Annotated in this window: 15 protein-coding genes; 7 read left to right on the top strand and 8 right to left on the bottom strand. The window is 26.7% G+C overall.

The genetic code is table 11. The annotated features are described in order from the left end of the window. Positions 1–2: 2 nt before the first annotated feature. Together mreB and ACZ5RS_RS06505 are read left to right on the top strand one after the other, a co-directional pair. Entirely contained in the window at positions 3–1,034 is a 1,032-nt protein-coding gene (gene mreB / locus ACZ5RS_RS06510; RefSeq protein ID WP_464638556.1) for a rod shape-determining protein MreB, read from the top strand. A gap of 46 nt (positions 1,035–1,080) precedes the next feature. Next, on the top strand, positions 1,081–2,556 hold the full coding sequence (locus tag ACZ5RS_RS06505; protein ID WP_464638554.1) for an EAL domain-containing protein: 1,476 nt from the start codon (positions 1,081–1,083) through the stop codon (positions 2,554–2,556). A gap of 92 nt (positions 2,557–2,648) precedes the next feature. Here ACZ5RS_RS06505 and ACZ5RS_RS06500 read toward each other — a convergent pair whose 3' ends face one another. After that, positions 2,649–4,634 (bottom strand): BspA family leucine-rich repeat surface protein, encoded by a 1,986-nt coding sequence (locus tag ACZ5RS_RS06500; RefSeq protein ID WP_464638552.1) that lies wholly within the window; start codon positions 4,632–4,634, stop codon positions 2,649–2,651. Between the two features lie 235 nt (positions 4,635–4,869). Between ACZ5RS_RS06500 and ACZ5RS_RS06495 the strand changes: the two genes are divergently transcribed. Beyond that, entirely contained in the window at positions 4,870–5,808 is a 939-nt protein-coding gene (locus ACZ5RS_RS06495; protein WP_464638550.1) for an MBL fold metallo-hydrolase, read from the top strand. An 82-nt stretch (positions 5,809–5,890) separates the two neighbouring features. Here ACZ5RS_RS06495 and ACZ5RS_RS06490 read toward each other — a convergent pair whose 3' ends face one another. Then, the gene (locus tag ACZ5RS_RS06490; protein ID WP_464638548.1) at positions 5,891–6,877 is read right to left on the bottom strand and encodes a DUF4382 domain-containing protein; all 987 of its coding nucleotides are present in this window, start codon (positions 6,875–6,877) and stop codon (positions 5,891–5,893) included. Between the two features lie 465 nt (positions 6,878–7,342). Between ACZ5RS_RS06490 and ACZ5RS_RS06485 the strand changes: the two genes are divergently transcribed. Both ACZ5RS_RS06485 and ACZ5RS_RS06480 read left to right on the top strand, forming a co-directional pair. Beyond that, positions 7,343–7,801, top strand: a complete 459-nt coding sequence (locus tag ACZ5RS_RS06485) for a hypothetical protein (protein ID WP_464638546.1) — start codon at positions 7,343–7,345, stop codon at positions 7,799–7,801. Positions 7,802–8,044: 243 nt separating this feature from the next. After that, positions 8,045–8,677 carry a hypothetical protein gene (locus ACZ5RS_RS06480; RefSeq protein ID WP_464638544.1) on the top strand — a complete coding sequence of 211 codons (633 nt, stop codon included), beginning with the start codon at positions 8,045–8,047 and terminating at the stop codon, positions 8,675–8,677. A 36-nt stretch (positions 8,678–8,713) separates the two neighbouring features. Here the strand turns inward: ACZ5RS_RS06480 and ACZ5RS_RS06475 are convergent, their stop codons facing one another. After that, positions 8,714–9,823: a GGDEF domain-containing protein gene (locus ACZ5RS_RS06475; protein WP_464638542.1), complete on the bottom strand. Its 1,110-nt coding sequence runs from the start codon at positions 9,821–9,823 to the stop codon at positions 8,714–8,716. A 452-nt stretch (positions 9,824–10,275) separates the two neighbouring features. Here ACZ5RS_RS06475 and ACZ5RS_RS06470 point away from each other — a divergent pair, with 452 nt between their 5' ends. Further along, a complete protein-coding gene (locus ACZ5RS_RS06470; RefSeq protein WP_464638540.1) occupies positions 10,276–11,946 on the top strand; it encodes a GGDEF domain-containing protein in 1,671 nt (556 codons plus the stop codon). 50 nt (positions 11,947–11,996) lie between these two features. Here the strand turns inward: ACZ5RS_RS06470 and ACZ5RS_RS06465 are convergent, their stop codons facing one another. Beyond that, the gene (locus tag ACZ5RS_RS06465) at positions 11,997–12,962 is read right to left on the bottom strand and encodes a D-2-hydroxyacid dehydrogenase (RefSeq protein WP_464638538.1); all 966 of its coding nucleotides are present in this window, start codon (positions 12,960–12,962) and stop codon (positions 11,997–11,999) included. 7 nt (positions 12,963–12,969) lie between these two features. Then, positions 12,970–13,179 (bottom strand): hypothetical protein, encoded by a 210-nt coding sequence (locus ACZ5RS_RS06460; RefSeq protein WP_464638536.1) that lies wholly within the window; start codon positions 13,177–13,179, stop codon positions 12,970–12,972. Positions 13,180–13,389: 210 nt separating this feature from the next. Here ACZ5RS_RS06460 and ACZ5RS_RS06455 point away from each other — a divergent pair, with 210 nt between their 5' ends. Further along, positions 13,390–14,157, top strand: coding sequence for a histidinol-phosphatase (locus tag ACZ5RS_RS06455; RefSeq protein WP_464638534.1), 768 nt, complete (start codon positions 13,390–13,392; stop codon positions 14,155–14,157). 153 nt (positions 14,158–14,310) lie between these two features. On the opposite strand, the gene ACZ5RS_RS06450 is transcribed toward ACZ5RS_RS06455, so the two are convergent. From ACZ5RS_RS06450 to ACZ5RS_RS06440, 3 genes are all read right to left on the bottom strand, one after another. Beyond that, positions 14,311–15,192, bottom strand: coding sequence for a carbohydrate ABC transporter permease (locus ACZ5RS_RS06450; protein WP_464638532.1), 882 nt, complete (start codon positions 15,190–15,192; stop codon positions 14,311–14,313). Between the two features lie 9 nt (positions 15,193–15,201). Beyond that, entirely contained in the window at positions 15,202–16,092 is an 891-nt protein-coding gene (locus tag ACZ5RS_RS06445) for an ABC transporter permease (RefSeq protein ID WP_464638530.1), read from the bottom strand. A gap of 63 nt (positions 16,093–16,155) precedes the next feature. Continuing rightward, positions 16,156–17,823, bottom strand: a complete 1,668-nt coding sequence (locus ACZ5RS_RS06440; RefSeq protein ID WP_464638528.1) for an extracellular solute-binding protein — start codon at positions 17,821–17,823, stop codon at positions 16,156–16,158. Position 17,824: the final 1 nt, after the last annotated feature.

The raw sequence follows: 17,824 nt of genomic DNA, 5'->3' as shown, positions 1-17,824 counted from the left end.
AGATGAATATGTTAAAAATTGGCAAAGAAAAACCACAAGCTAAAAATATTGGAATAGATTTAGGAACAGCAAACATGCTGGTATACCTAGAAGGTGATGGAATCATTTTCAACGAACCATCAGTAATTGCATTTGATTATTATACTCACGAAGTAATTGCAATTGGACATCAAGCTGCAAATATGATAGGTAGAGGACATCAAGGAATTAAGATTGTAAGTCCTTTAACTCAAGGCGTTATTTCAGATATGGATTCTGCAAAAAAAATGATTGAACATGCCCTTAAAAAAGTTGAAAACATAAATGTTGAATCTTCAACAGTTCTTATCTGCTGTCCTTCGGAAGTAACTCAATTAGAAAGAGATTCTTTAATTGGTCTTGCTCAAAAACTAGGCGTTAGAGATATCTTTATTGAAGAAGAAGTTAAAGCTGGTGGTATTGGTGCAGGATTAGATGTTTACAGTAGTAATGGATCAATGGTACTTGATATTGGTGGTGGTTCAACAGACATTGGAGTTCTCTCTCTTGGTGATATTGTTGTATCAGAATCAATTAGAACAGCAGGAAATTATTTCGATAATGCAATCATGAATTATATGCAATATGAACATGGTTTATTAATAGGTAAAACAACTGCTGAAAGAATTAAAGTAGAAATAGGGTCCCTCAATGAAGAAATTACTGAAGAAAGAACTACCACTGCAAGTGGAAGAGATGTGGTTACAGGACTTCCTAAAAAAATTGTTGTCACAGAAACAGAAATAAGGGATGTACTAATCCCTCCTTTTGAAACTATCTCAAATACAATTTTAAAAGTTTTACAAAACACACCAGCTGAACTTTCAGCAGACATAATTAAAAATGGTATTGTAATAAATGGTGGTGGAGCACTTATTACAGGAATTGATAAATTCTTAAACAATAGAATTGGTCTTGATTTTTATATTTCTAAAAATCCATTAACAGCAATAGTAGAGGGTACAAAGCTCCTATTAAAGAACAGAGGTAGTTATTTCGTTAAACCAACGGAATAGAGTTGTATCAAAAGACTCTGATACAATTGGGAGGGGAATGCATTATATGACTTATTATATTGAAATAATAATTGACTTATCTTTAATTATTTTTGGTCTCATATCGTCATCCCCTTCCTTCTCTGTTATTGGATGCTTTCTATTAACTCTTTCTTTCATTAGCAAACACATTGCTAAAGAAAATAAAAAGAGTATGGACTTAAAAGAGCAGTTACAGCAAATTACCCCTAATCTTTCAAATAAAATATCTGATTACTTTTGTATTAGTATTGAAATTTCTCAGAAGGGTGATTATAGACCACTAATTCAATCAAATGATTATGAGAAATTTTCAAAAATTTTAGAGAAAAAGTTAAAATCATTAATGGGTAATACCCCTGTTATAAAAATTTCATCTAATAGATTTATAATAATAGAAAAATTTCCAGATTCTAAAAATCAAGAAATACCTAAACAAACAGCACATCAAGAAAATAGAACTAAAGAAATTTCTGATTTCATATCAAAAATTATTACTGAATATAATTCAACAAATATATTACTAACAAAATCTACTATTGGAACTGCAACTTCAGGATATCATTATCAAACAAAAACAATTGAAGAATTGATAGAACTTGCTCATTTCACATTAGTAATTGCAAAACAACGCAATCTCCCCTACCTTATTGCCGATAGTATTATTAGATATAATATGCAAGATTTCTTTGAATTCAAACAAGCTTTTGAAAGCAAAGAAACTTTATCCGAATTCACCCCATATTTCCAACCTATTATTGATTTAGACTTGAAAAAAGTTATTGGTTGTGAAGTTTTTGCAAGATGGCACAAAGATTCTTATAGAGTTATTGAAGCCTCAAGATTTAAAGACATTGCTTATGAAATGAATCTTATGGAAAAAATTGATAAAACAATTATCAAACAAACTTTTAAATCAGTTTCTAATCTAAAACAACAACAAGTTATTCCTGATTATTTTTTTATTGTTATTAATGTAAGTGCTATGACAATTATATCAACTTCCCTTCCGGATATATTAAAATTAGCAGAAGAATCAAATATAAAACCAGAACAAATAGAATTTGATATTAAAGATAAAAACTTAAGCAATAATATTTATAAAGAGAAACTCAATGAATTTAGAGCCGCTGGATTTAGAATTGCATTAGATGTTTTTGATGAAGAAAATTTTGATATGCATGCACTATTATTACAGCATTATAATACAATTAAAATAGATTTTTCTTTATTAGATGAAGAAAGTGATAGTACAAAAAATAAATTACATTTATATGATTTACTTGTTAATTTAACTGAATATTTAAAGATTAAATTACTAGCAAAAAATATTCAAAATAAACACCAACTAGTATATGCAAGAAATCTTAAAATACAAAATGTACAAGGAAATTACTTTGTACAACCTATGAGCTTTAATAAATTTTTAATTTTCTTACAAAAATATCAAACTGGTTTATATATGCCCATGCTATCAGAGACCTATAGCAACAACCTTTCTTAATAAAAAATATTATGTTTATTTTATAAAATAAAAACTAAGAGAGCTTCTTATATAAGAATGAATACTCTCTTAGTTTTTTATATATTTAGAATTTAATTATTTCTAAACTTTTCAGGCATTAATTCATCAGTCATTGATGTACTTGTAAAAATGCCATTCCAATTAGTTACATTTTCAACATTCCAGCTTGATAAATCAGCCTTAAACTTAGTCGCATAAAAGAACATACTCTCCATAGTGGTTACATTTTCAACATTCCATTTTGAAAGATCTTGAATAAATTCAGAAGCCATATAAAACATATAACTCATATTAGTTGCACTACTTACATCCCAAGATGATATATCTGTATTAAAGATAGAGGAATTGCTAAACATAAAACTCATATCGGTTACATGGCTTACATCCCAAGAAGATATATCTGAATTAAAAGCATCATTGCCATAGAACATATAACTCATATTAATTACATGACTTACATTCCAAGCAGGTAAATCTTGATTAAAACTATTAGAAGTATTAAACATACCACTCATATCAGTTACACTACTTACGTCCCAACTTGATAAATCTGAATTAAACTTAGTAGCATGAGAAAACATATAACTCATATTGGTTACACTACTTACATCCCAACTTGATAGATCTGAATTAAACTCAGGAGCATAAGAGAACATAGAACTCATATCAGTTACACTACTTACATCCCAACTTGATAGATCTGAATTAAACTTTTCAGCAGTAGAGAACATGTCACTCATATCTGTTACATTACTTACATTCCAACTTGATAAATCACAATCAAAATTTTTACAAGAATAAAACATAGAACTCATATCGGTTACACTACTTACATCCCATTTTGATAAATCAGAACTAAAAACTTTATTATAATAGAACATATAGCCCATATTGGTTACTTTACTTACGTCCCAACTTGATATATCTGAATTAAATATTTCAGTTCTAAAAAACATCTGATACATATCAGTTACGTTACCAACATCCCAAGATGATAAATCACAATTAAATGCTTTGTTATCAGAGAACATTCTATTCATAGTTGTAACATTGCTTACATCCCATTTTGATAAATCGCCATTAAACTTGTTATTATACGCGAACATAGAATTCATATTAGTTACACTACTTACATCCCATTTTGATAGATCTCCATTAAAATTGTTACAACTCGCAAACATAGAACCCATATTTGTAACACTGCTTACATCCCAAGAAGAAATATCTTGATTAAATGATGTAGCCCCAGAAAACATAACTCTCATATCTTTAACACTACTTACATCCCATTTTGAAATATCAGCATTAAATTCCGATTGATTTCTAAATAAACCATACATATCTGTAACATTACTTACATCCCAATTTGAAATATCAGCATTAAATCCATTTATATTTTTAAATAAATCAAACATAGAGGTTACACCAAAAACTTCAATATTATTTATTTCTGCATCACTACTTTTATCCATTAATGTTAATAAATCAGATTTAGACATCGGAGTTGCAGCATCTTCATCAACTATTTTTGCTCTATCACTTCTTAAGATAATCTTAGCTTTTATAGTTGAATCTTCTTCTGCAAAATAATAGTCATCTGCAATTTGGTTATCTGCTACAACTGGAGTTAAAGTTAAAATTCCAGTTTTTGAATTAATTTTTGCATCAGCTATTTTATTATCAGAAGAATCATATAAACTAAAATTATCTGTATTAGTAATAAGATTCTCACTCTTTTTTGAAAGTTCATATGAATTTTCATTAATAGTCCACTTTGCATAAAGAGTTTTATTTCCAATATTTTCATTAGATATTTGAGTTATTGCGTTTACAAAATGACTATCTGTATACCATCCACCAAATTCATAATCTTCCTTAGTAGGTTCTTCAAGAATAATTGGTAAATTCTCATTAATATAGGTACTAGGATTTGAAGCTTTATTAGTACCACCGTCTAACTCATAAGATATTTGATAAACTTCAGGATCAACTGAACAACTTATCAAAATTGAACTGAATAATAAAAATATAAATAATTTTTTTATTATTTTTTTCATAAAAGTACCCCCTCAATAAGCACAAACATTACAACTTTATCACATCATTATATTAATGGGTACCAAATGAAATACTATTTTACACATATGTAAAAAATTTGTTATAACAACGTTTCTAAAACATTTTTGATAAAACATATTTAGAAGACTTAATTTAACAATTATTTCTAATCCAAAACTATATATACTCGATAAAAATTAAATATTATGCATTAATAAAAAAAAAGAGGAAAATATGAAAAGTTTAAAGGCTGTTGATAAAGTTGAAATAACAGTAATAATGGATAATTATGCTGATTGGATTTTAGAAAATACTAAATATGTAAATAGAGCTATGGATTCTAAAAATGGAAAAGAATTAAAAGTCCCCCTAATGGCAGAACATAGTTTATGCCTTTTTATAAGCATATATGATGGAAATAAAAAACATAATATTCTTCTAGATACTGCTGAAAATGGAATATCATTGAAAAATAATATTGATATATTAGAATTAGATTTAAAAACAATTGAAGATTTAGTAATTAGTCATGCACATAGCGATCATACTCATGGACTTTCTTGGGTTATCTCTCAACTAAATAACAATGCAAATGTTATAGCACATCCGGATGTATTTCTAAGTGGAAGAAGTTTTGTAGATAATGGTAAAACTATAATAAATGATTGTCCTAATAAAAATGATATTCTTGAACATGGTAATCCTATTATTGAATCTCTTAATCCATATATTTCTAACGATGAATTATTTTTAGTCACAGGGCAAATTCCAAGAACTAATGATTTTGAAATACTAAATTATGAATCCTACGTAATGAGAGAAGGTATTAAAGAATTTGATAATATTTTAGATGACCAAGCTATCGCAATAAATATAAAAGATAAAGGACTACTCATAATATCTGGCTGCGCTCACGCTGGAATAATTAATACAATAAATTATACAAAGAAAATAACTGGAATTGAAAAATTATATGGCGTAATTGGTGGATTTCATTTGCCACCAAAAATAGAATCTGATATTACAGAAAAAACTATAACTGCACTAAAAGAAATGAATCCGGAAATAATTGTACCAATGCATTGTACTGGTATTTATGCAATATCAAGATTCATACAAGAATTTAAAGATAATTGTAATCTATCTTGTGTGGGTTCAAAATTTACATTTTAATAAATTAAATAATTATAAAAACTGGGAAGCAATATTAAGCTTCCCAGTTTTTATTACATTAATATAAAAATATCTTTTGATTTTAATCTGATCCTAAATAAATATTTTCTGTAGTTGTTTCTTCAGATAAAACTGAAAGATCTACATAAGAATCATCATCTACTATATTATAAGTACCATCAGTATCAATTCCAACAACAACTAAATCATACGTACCACTTGCCAAGAAAGGTAAAACATAACTAAATGAACCATCACCATCATCTTTAACCTGAGCGCTACTAATTGCATTAGAGAAGAATATTTCATCAGTTGAATCAGGATTTGCTTCAAGCGCTGCTTTAACATCATCATATTCAGTTGCTATATTATAATCTCCATCCGTATAAGCAAAAATAGAATAAGAATCAAAACTATCATCTGAATCTTCAAAATTACCTGAAATAGTTCCTGCTTGATTATTAACAATTAATCTAATAGTAGGTTTTAATATATATTCATCCTTAGTTCCTCTTTTTGTTACTGATTTACGAACATCAAAGTCAGCAGTTATTTCTACTGTTCCATTTTGAGGAATATCGAAAGCTCCAGTAAATCTTTGCTCTTTGCTTGGAACTTTTAATGAATAAATATTATCGTTTACATCCTCAGCTCCGTCAGCAGAACCATCAGGATCAATAACTATATAACAACCTGAAGTTCCTCCACTTGATTTAGGAGCTTCTGCTCCATCTAATTCGGCATCTAATAAAAAGCGAATTTGAGAAACATGACCTGAGTCAATTGATATTGTAGATAATGGAGCAACTTCACCATTTGTTAATTCTAACAAATTAAATTTTTTAGGTTCCCCAAAATTCTCATCAATAATCCAATCATCATTTAAATTATAGGCAATGCCTGTAATAGTAACATAGACACCTTCAACGGCAGCGCTATCAGCGATTGGTGCATCAGTCAATGATAACGAAACTGTACCTTTCTCTGGAAAAAGTGAACAGCTTAAAAGAAAAGATATGCTTATTCCCATGCAGATAAAACTAGATACTAGTTTTAATATTCTTTTCATATAATCCTCCAAAAAATAAATTAATCATACCCTAAATTAATAGAGTAAAAATTTGAGCTTATATAGAGTTTTTATTCTATATAAGCATATAAAAGACAACATATAAAACAGTTTATTGTTACAAAAAAAATCAATTTGTCAAATTAAAAAAGTATAAAAAAAAATCCATTTCTTTATTAAAAAAAATCAACACATTTTTTACAAAAAATACCCAAAATAACAAATCAAAATTTTTATAATTATTTTTACAATATTTTAATATTTGTATAAATAATAATATCATAGATTTAATCAAATTATAAGAAAATTTTATTTAATTACTTACCATATATATAATTATATACAAATGTGTACAAATTAAAAATATAACAAATTCTTTATATTTTTCTAATTCAATGTTAGAATTACTTAGTTGGCTTATTGTTATTATTTTATGTTTTTAAATTTTATCATGGAGGTATTACTATGAAAAAAATTTATTCTTATTCTTTAGTTGTCATTATTTTTTCAATCTTTTTTATCTTTACTAGTTGTGAATTATCCCCATCAATTACATATCCTAGTTGGTTCAATAATTACTCTGGTGAAGCATTAGCAAATTTAAAATCTGCACAAGATGCTTTTAATTGTTTTGGAGATACTATTGGTAGTAATCTTACTAATTATCCAGATGATACTTTCTATTACTCAGAAGATAGCTCTGCTAAAACATTCATGTCTACTTTTACTACAAAAAATGGTGGTGCTTTAATTGAAAGTACCGACATACAACCTTTTAGAGATGCAGCTCTAGCAAATGGATATGTTCAAGGTGGAGATATTAACACTTATACAAAAGGAAATATCACAATTGATATTTATGTTATAGCCTGGTCTGGAGATGATCCACATTTTGAATTTTTTGTTACCGAAGATCTTACTTAATATATATTTTTTTAAGTTTCAATAATCCAATAAATTATTTCTAAAAAACAAACGGGTCTAACATGCAATAAAGACCCCTTTGTTTTATATATTTATAAAATAAAAGTTTTCTAATTTTAAATTTGACTTTCACTATTAATCTTAATAATTTTTAAATATATTGTTATATTACTAATTTAAATAAAACAATAAAAATAAAAAGAGAGGTTAATGAAAATTCTATATCAGATTTTCTAATTATTAATGAATATCAACTATTTAAAATTAGCTATAAAAACAGAATTAAAATGGCTCTTTAGTGCTAAAAAATCATTATTCTTAACTACAATGAGTGTAACACTTCCTTTAATGATTTATATTCCAGGTTATGCTTCACCGGATGTAGAATGGGAACTTATAGTAAATTTATTAATGCTCTTTAGTATTGCAGCATGTTATGGGCAATTCTTTTTAGATTCAACTTATAACGATATTAATAATAATATTAATATATTTTTTTCAAACTTAAATATTCCAAGATTCTATTTATTTGCTGCAAAAATTATAATTTGTATACCCTTTTTTCTTTTGCTAATGGTTTTTAGTTTATTTTTAAAATTTGAAATCTCTATTTTATCAATGTCTATTCTTATCACTTATGCAATAAATGCAATTTTATATACATATCTTATAGCCACATATTTCTTCAATAAAAAATCAATTTTTTTATCTATGTATATGCCAATAATATTTTCCTTAACTCTTGCATATTTTTCTGCATCATTTGGAATGATTATTTCAACTTTACTATTACAACTTTTATTTATTCTAATAGGAATATTCTTAATAAAAAAAATGTTTAAATCAAAAATAATTACTATTAAAATGTTTCAATAATTTTATAAAAATAATAGCTACTTTATTAAATCATTATTACTTATCAAAACATACAATCTTATCACGACCAGAAGTCTTAGCTTTATAAAGAGCTTTATCTGCATATTTTAATAAAGTATCAATATCTACATTATAATTTTCTGAGGTTGTAGAAATACCCATACTAACAGTAATAATAGATTTAACATCTGAGTTGATATTAGGTATTGCATAATTATCAATTGTTTCTTTCAATTCTTGTGAAAACTTTACTGCTTCATTTTGATCAGTATCAGATAAAAGTATTAAAAACTCTTCTCCACCAAAACGATAGGCTTTATACCTTTTCTGCTTTGTAGCATCTTTTAGTATTCCACTAATAGTTTTTAAACATTCATCCCCTTTAAGGTGCCCATAGGTATCATTAAAAGTTTTAAAATGATCTATATCAAGAATTATAACAGAAAAAATAGTTCCCACTTCTTTATAACGATTTATTAAAAGATTAATATCATGATTTAAATTAACTCTATTTTTTAAACCTGTAAGAGCATCAGTTGTTGAGAGGATTTCTAATTCTTTTGTCTTTTTAAAACTAACAAATCTTTCTCTCTCATAAGCTCTTTCAAAAACAATTAATAAAATAGCAATGAACGCAAAAACTACAGGAATATTAACCATCCAATCAATAAATTGCTCTTGAGCATTCATCTGTTTAAAAACTTGAGGATAATTATAGAAAAGTGCAATCAAGCCTAAATTAACTAATGTTAAAATTGAATTTAAAATTATTCGCTCTTTACCGACTAAAATAAAGTTAATAAGTAACATTACAACAATTGAATATATTATCGAAGGGGATATTAACCCTGAACTAGATAACCAAGCTATTGGCAAAATTATAAGCGTTATAACATAAATACCAATTCTATGAATTAAATATGTTTTTATTTTTTTAATTGCTAAAATTCCCATAAAAGAACAAAAAACACATATAAACATCCATTTATAATTAAAGGAAAAACTTAAACCATAAATTATATTTGTTATAATAGTTAAAAATGAAAAAACAGCAAAAAAACCCATATAATAGAGAAAAATTCTCTCTTTAACAGAATATTTACGCGTAAATAAATCCATACGGGTCTCTTCAAACTTTAATTTCACTATAATCCTCCATAACATCTTAACAAATAAAGCTTTTTCTTATTAAGAAAATTATAACATGTATAATATAATTTTTATAAAAATTTTGGTTAATTAATTCTATTATTACAAATATAAATAAATAATAAAAGGCTATGCATATATTAAGAAAAATAGAATAAAAAGAAATCTATTACAACACAATTAATTTTTCTAATGCTAATATTAAAAAAATTATACCTATAAATATTAAATATCTTATTATTATGGCAATATATTTCTTTTTTATATTGAATAGGTATTATTCAATAAGATATTATTAAATCGTTTTCTACTATATAGAAAATAAAAAACAAAAGAATAATTAATAAATGGTAATGTGCTCTAGAATTTAAAAATTTTAGAAGTAATAAAATAGTAAAAACTTTTTTTATTTCAAATTTTTGTTTATAATCATAAATTAAGGAGAGAATATGCATACAAAAAAAACTAATATGTTTTCTATAATTAATATATCTTTATTAGTTTTATATATTTTTTCTATCTTATTCTTTACCTTTACTGATGATTCAACAGGGATGGGAGTTAATAGAGAGAAAATAGCTTCATTTAATGAAGGCTGGACTATTTCTTACAATGATATAGTAGAAACTACAACTAAATTACCTCAAAATTACCATTTAAAACCAGGAACAGTTTATTCGATTGAAAGGACAATAAATAGAGAAGATTTTATTTACCCTATTCTTAGAATAAGATCTTCGATGATGGATGTTAATGCTTATATTGATGATCAACAAATATATTCATTTGATATGACAAAAAACATTAATAAATTAAATGGATTCTATCCTTCATCCTGGCAATTACTTAATATTCCTATAGCTGATTCAATAGGAAAAACTTTAAAAATTACTTTTTCCACCCCTACTACCCAATTTTCTGGATTATTAAATACAATAATGATAGGAGAAGGTGAAGCAATAATATTAAATCTTATAAAAGAAAATTTTATTAATCTTATTATTTCTCTTTTCATAATCCTTTTTAGTATTTTTGCAATAATCACTATGTTTTGGACAAAAAAACTAGGAATTAAAAAGCACATTATATATCTTTCTGCTTTTGGTATTTCTGCTGGGTTATGGATAATTTCAGAATCTACCCTACTACAAATATTAATTCCTAATAGATTTTTAATATCTAGCACCAGCTATATTCTAAACTTAGTATTACCTCTAATAATAGTATTATTTTTCAGAGATATCGTATTAAAAGGTTTTAAAAAATTAACTACATATCTCGCAACTTCAATAATAGTTTTATTAATTTGTGAAATGATTCTTCAAGTTACAGGAATTCTTTCATTACTTGCAACTACAATTTTTTCAATAATAATAATTACTATTGCAGCTTTCATAATCTTATATACTTTAATAAATGAAGGCTATAAAAAAGATAATAGTAAAGCTAGACAATACCTACTTATTTTCATAGCACTATTTGTTTCTGCTGCAATCATAATGGGATTATTTTTATTAGGAGTTTATCAAAATTTAGGTAAATATCTTGCTTTTGGTGTTTTTGGCTTCTTCTTACTTATTATGATTGATGCTATTAAATCTCTTCATGATTTAATGGAAGCTAGAAATAAATCTTTGATTTATAAACAACTTGCATATGAAGATTATCTAACAAAAGGTTGGAATAGAACAGCATTTGAAAGAGACGTTGAAAAATTAATTGATCAAAGAAAAGTTTTTAGATTAGCTTTACTAGATTTAAACCATTTAAAGAAAATAAATGATACCTATGGTCATATTGAAGGTGATTATGCAATAGTAGAATCATATAATGCAATAAAAGAAACTATTAATGATACAGGGAAAAGTTATAGAATTAGTGGTGACGAATTTGCATGTATTATTTATGATACTGATAATAAATTATTTGAAGACGACAAAGAAATTATAAACAAAAAACTTGAAAAAAAATCAATCAACAAGCCATATAACATTGTACTTGCTCTAGGAACAAAAATTTATAATGGCAATGAAAATTTTACAGAATTCTATAAACAAGTAGATACAGAAATGTATAAACATAAAAAAATACTTAAAGCTAAAGAATTATCAAATAAATAGATTTTTTTAAAGTTTATACATTGGCTACCACTAGCTTATGTTTTATAAATTTAAAATTCGTATATATCTCTATCTACTATATTTATTAATTTTTTTCCTTCTATATATAACTTAAGATTGGCTTCTATTAGTTTTAAAGTATTCTTCCAGTTATGTTCCATATAGTTTTGCCCTGCAGCATGTGGTGTAATAATTAAATTCTCTATATTCCAAGCTCTATGATTTTTATCAATAGGTTCTGGATCAAATACATCAATAGCAGCTCCTGCTATTTTTTTATTTTCTATAGCATCACAAAGAACTTCATTATCAACAGTAACACCTCTACCTGTATTAACAAGTACTGCATTTTCTTTCATTAGAGCTATTCTTTCTTTACTCATAAGGTTTTTACTTTCTGGAGTAGAGGGAACAACCATAGCAATGATATCAACTCTTGGAATTACAGAATCTAAATCTTTAAAAGAATGAACTTCATCAGCAAAAGGACATTCTTTTGAAGCATCTCTCCTAACCCCTATAACATAAACCCCAAAAGCTTTTAAAATTTTTGCAAATTCACTACCAATATCACCTAAGCCAATAACTAAAGCAGTAGAATCTCTAAGAACCATAACGGAACCTTCATCTCTCCATAAAGCTTTGTTTTGATTATCTCTATAAATATGTAGTTTCTTCATTAATGATAAAAGCATAGCAAACATAAACTCTGATTGAGCTTGCCCATAAGAACCTTTAGCGTTACAAATAATAGCTTTTTTAGGCAATATTTCACCTTGCAGATAAAAATCAACACCAGAAGAAATTGTTTGAATCCATTTAAGATTAGAAGCTTCTTTTAAACAATGTTTTGGGGGATGCCCAATAATAATTTCTGCAGCAAATACATCTTCTTTTTCAATTCTCTCTTTTTCAGAATCTTTAAATGTAAAATCTATTGAATCTTCAAATTGAGTAAATATCTTCTTCTCATCCTCATTTAAAGTAATCAACACTAATGCTTTTATTTTATTCATAAATAATCTATTCCTTGTCTTTATCTTTCTTTTTTCTTTTAGAATGTTCTATTAAAGAATCTTCCCACCATTTAGAGCTAGCAATTCCAAACCATATTAAGAAAAGAATTACATAAAAATACCATGAATTTAATTCTGTAAAGAAAAAATTAAGTATAAAAAACATAGAAGTAAATACTAAGCCAGATAAAAATCCTCTTTTATATCTATTCATCATAAATAACTCCAATAGCAATATAATTCATAATATTATTATTTATCCTATAAATCAATTCAATTTGATTTATTCTATATATTCATATCAGATTATTAAATCAAAAAAACTATATAATATTGCATTAAATTTTTCTAATATATGAGTGAAACTTTTTTAAATAACAAATACATCTAAATTGATAAATAAAAAAGAAAAGTATACAATATAACCATGAAAACAAACTATCATACGCATACTCCATTTTGTAAACATGCAACCAATTCTATAGAAGAAACAATAAACATAGCAATTAAAAATCAATATAATATTTTAGGGTTTTCTGATCATGGACCTTTATATGATGACATAGAAAAATCTGTGATAAGAATGTCAAAAAATGAACTTCCCTCTTATGTAAATGAATTAGAAAAATTTCAACTATTATACAAAGATAAAATTATTATAAAAAAAGGTCTTGAATATGAGTATGTCCCAAATCAATTAAATTACATGAAGGAAATTAAAGAAAAATATTCTTTCGATTATTTTCTTTTTGGGAATCATTTTTATTTAAATGAACAAACCGGCAAAAAATTTGGCAATTGCCAAACTGAGAAAGATTTGTCTTTGTATTTAGATAGTACTTTAAAGGCAATTGATTCAGGAATATACGATATATTTGCTCATCCAGATTTTTGTTTCCTCCGATATCCTAAAATAGACAAAGTAGCAATAAAAATTGCAGAAGGATTGATTGACGCTTGTGTAAAGAATAATATACCTCTCGAATACAATATAAATGGATTCTATAATTCAGACTTTAACAAATATATAGGATATCCAAACAATTTCTTTTGGGAAATAGCTTCATCTTATAAAGCCAAGGTTATAATTGGACTTGATGTTCATAGCTATGAAGCGATGAACAGAGAAGCTGATTATTATAAAGCGTGTGACTTTTTAAAAAAACTTAATGTTGAGCAAATATTTACAATATAGATATAAAGAAGTCTTATAAATAATTATTTAAAAATAATAAAAAAATTTCTAGGATTAATTAAAACTAATCTTAGAAATTTTTTATATAATCTCATATCATAAACAAATGCGGCATCAATATAAACACACAGTTTTTTCAGTTACATTTTTTAATTATTCTTTTACCGAGCCTAAAACAATACCAGTAACAAAATATCTTTGAATAAATGGATATATTACTAATACAGGAATTATAGATACAATTACTTTTGCAGAGTTGAAAGTTAAATTAGAAACATCCAAATATTTATCTATTTCTTCTTGCGCCATATTCATCATTTGTTCTGGACTAATTTCAACAATCAGAGACTGAATATATGTTTGCAAAGGCATTTTTGACAAGGAATTTATGTAGATTTTTCCATCGAAAAAAGAGTTCCAATGCTTAACTATACTAAATAATAATATTGTAGCAAGTGCGGCTTTTGAAAGAGGAACATATATTTGCCATAAAACTTTATTTACAGATGCCCCATCTATTAAAGCAGCTTCTTCTAAAGAATTAGGAACAGATCTAAAAAAATTCATTAATAAAATTACATTAAATACAGGGACTGCACAAGGAAGTACTAAGGCCCATATAGTATCAATTAAATTTAAATTTTTTATAAGAATAAAGGTTGGAACTAAACCACCATTAAACATCATTGTAAAAACAACAATCCAAATATAATACTTTCTTGCTTTAAAAGTTGATTCACTCTTAGAAAGAGGATAAGCCATTAAAATAGTTATTACCATATTAATAGTAGTTCCTAAAAGTACTCTTTTTACCGAAACAAAAAACGAAACCATGAATTGCTTTTCTTCCAAAAGTGTTTTATAAGCGGCTGTATTAAAATTTTTTGGGAAAATTGTAATTTGACCCAATGCAGCACTTGTTCTATCACTCAAAGAAATAGCAAGAGTATTTAAAATTGGATATAAACAAGCTAATCCAAAAACCAATAAAACTATATTAATAATAATGCTAAAAACAGATTTTTTTTTCTTCATAATTTTTTCCTAGAATAGTTTATAGCCAGCATATTTATCGGCTAATTTATATGAAGTTGTTAATAATATAAAACTTATTACTGATTTAAATAAACCTACAGCAGTACCTAAGCTATATTGTCTACTTGTTAAACCTACTCTATATACATAAGTATCAATAATATCACCAGTTTCATATACTAATGGACTATATAAGTTAAAGATTTGATCAAATCCAGCATCAAAAATATGCCCAATATTAAGTGTTAACATTAAGACTATAGTTACTAAAATACCTGGAAGAGTTATATTTAAAATTTCTTGAAATTTATTAGCGCCATCAATTCTAGCAGCTTCATATAAACTTGGATTAATTGCAGTCATTGCAGCTACGTATACAATAGCATTATAGCCAAATTCTTTCCAAACATCGGTTAAAATTACTATAGTTCTAAAGTAATCGTTATCAACTAAAAACATCTTAGATTCAACTCCGAAAATAGATAATAATCTATTTAGATTACCCCCGTAAGATAAAAAATTGCTGAAGATAACAGCTAAAATTACCCAAGATAAAAAGTGAGGTAAATATACAGAAGTTTGAATAAATCTTTTATATTTTACATTTTTACATTCATTTAATAATAGCGCAAATAGTATCGCAATTATCATGCCTATGAGTATCTTTCCAACTGCAATAAATAATGTATTAAATAAAATCTGCTTAAAATCTGGAAGTGCTAAAAAATGCTTAAACATTTTTAATCCAATAAACTCAGAACCAAAAATACCTTTAATTGGCTTAAAGTTTTGGAATGCCATTATTAATCCACCCATAGGTATAATATGGAAAATAATTAATAAGATCATTCCTGGTAGTAACATCAAATGATAATATCTATCATGTACTTTATTTTTCATTTGTCTCTCTCTTATTTATTTACCTTATTTATTCCAGATGGCATAAGCCATCTGGAACATTTTTTACATCAAAGCTTGTACTTCAGAAATAAGAGTATCTCCTCCAAGTTTTTTCCATTGTTCAACAAATTCATCAAAATATTCGATAGGCTCTTCGCCTGTGATAATTTTTAGAACCATTTGTTGCTCAAGTTTATCTAAAGTTGGCTTTAATAAAGGTGAGGAATCAGTTGTATAATAATAAGCAGAAGAAACAGGATTATTCTCAGGAGCATCTAATATGTTAGAAGCTATATATCTTCTATAATAGGCTTTAAAATCACTTTCTGCAGTTGTTCCTGGTTCACTTTTTCCTTCGGCAAAACGCTTTGCACTTTCTGCTTGGGCTATATCATAAGAAGTTGTTGTTGGTAATTTATTTAATACACCAGTATCAACATATTCTTTAACAAGTTTTCCAAGTTTTGGAACAACATCATTATATTCTAGGTTAAAACTACTTGTAGGGAAAATTGCTTCTCTATCAGATCCAGTTGATAATAAATCATCATAAAGCTTTTGATATCCTGCTTGATCGAACCCTCTATACCATTCATATTCTTGGCTAATGATTTTCACAAGTGCTTCAGGATTTTCAAAATCTTTTGAAACAGCAAACATATCCCCAACAGGAGCTGCTACCAAATGATTATATTTACCATTTTCATCAAGAGGGGCATTAACTGCAATTAATTCTGCGTCATTATTAAGTCTATAAAGTTCATTATTAAAACCCCACCAAGGAGCATAGAAAGCACCAGCTAATCCTGAATTTACTATAGCATCTGTTTCTCCTGTTCCGATTCTAGTAATAAATTGTTTATCAATTAGTCCTTCTTCATACATTTCATGAAGAATTTCTAGCCCTTCTTTCATTTCTGGAGTAGTTGAACCATAATAAACTTTTCCATTATCATCTAACATCCATTGTCTTGGATAAGCTCCAACACTATGAAGAATTGGTTCAACTCCATATTTGTTTTTATATCCCATTAGAGGATCAGTAGCATGAATTGCAAGACCAATAGTGTTTCCTTCACCATTATTACCAGGATCTTTTTCTACAAATTCTTTTAAAACAAATTTCAACTCATCGAGAGTTTTAGGAACTTCAAGTCCAAGTTTATCAAGCCAATCTTTTCTCAAAAATAATATATTATGTTCATATCCAATATTTGCTGAAGGAAGAGCATAAAGCTTTCCATCTACTGTTAAAGTATCCAAACTTTTGCCATTATAAGTTGCAAGAGTTTCTCTAAAATAATCACTAGCACAATTCTCAAAAGCCTCGGATAAGTCCGCTAACATATCATTATCCACTAATTCTCTAAATGTAAGATAATCAGTAATCATAAATGCATCTGCTAAATCTCCCGATGCAATATTTAGGGATAATTTGTTGTTATAGTCTTCTCTTACTGTTTGCCAGTCTATTTTTATATCAACATTAAGTTTCTCGTTTAACATTCGTATTAATGTGTTATCTTCTACAGATTGTCCTTTTGGAAAATGGGCATTAGGACGTAACATTTTAGCAAATGAAATCTCTACAGGATTCTCATATCCTAAAAATGGATCTGTACTAGCAGGATCAAGATTTTTCTCAACTGCAACTTTTTCTTCTTGGCCTTGTGCAAAAACAAAACCAAAACACATAATTACTAACATCAAAATTGTAATTATTTTCTTCATT

The sequence above is a fragment of the Pleomorphochaeta caudata genome, assembly GCF_055395745.1.
This window is presented reverse-complemented; position numbering and strand designations above follow the sequence as displayed.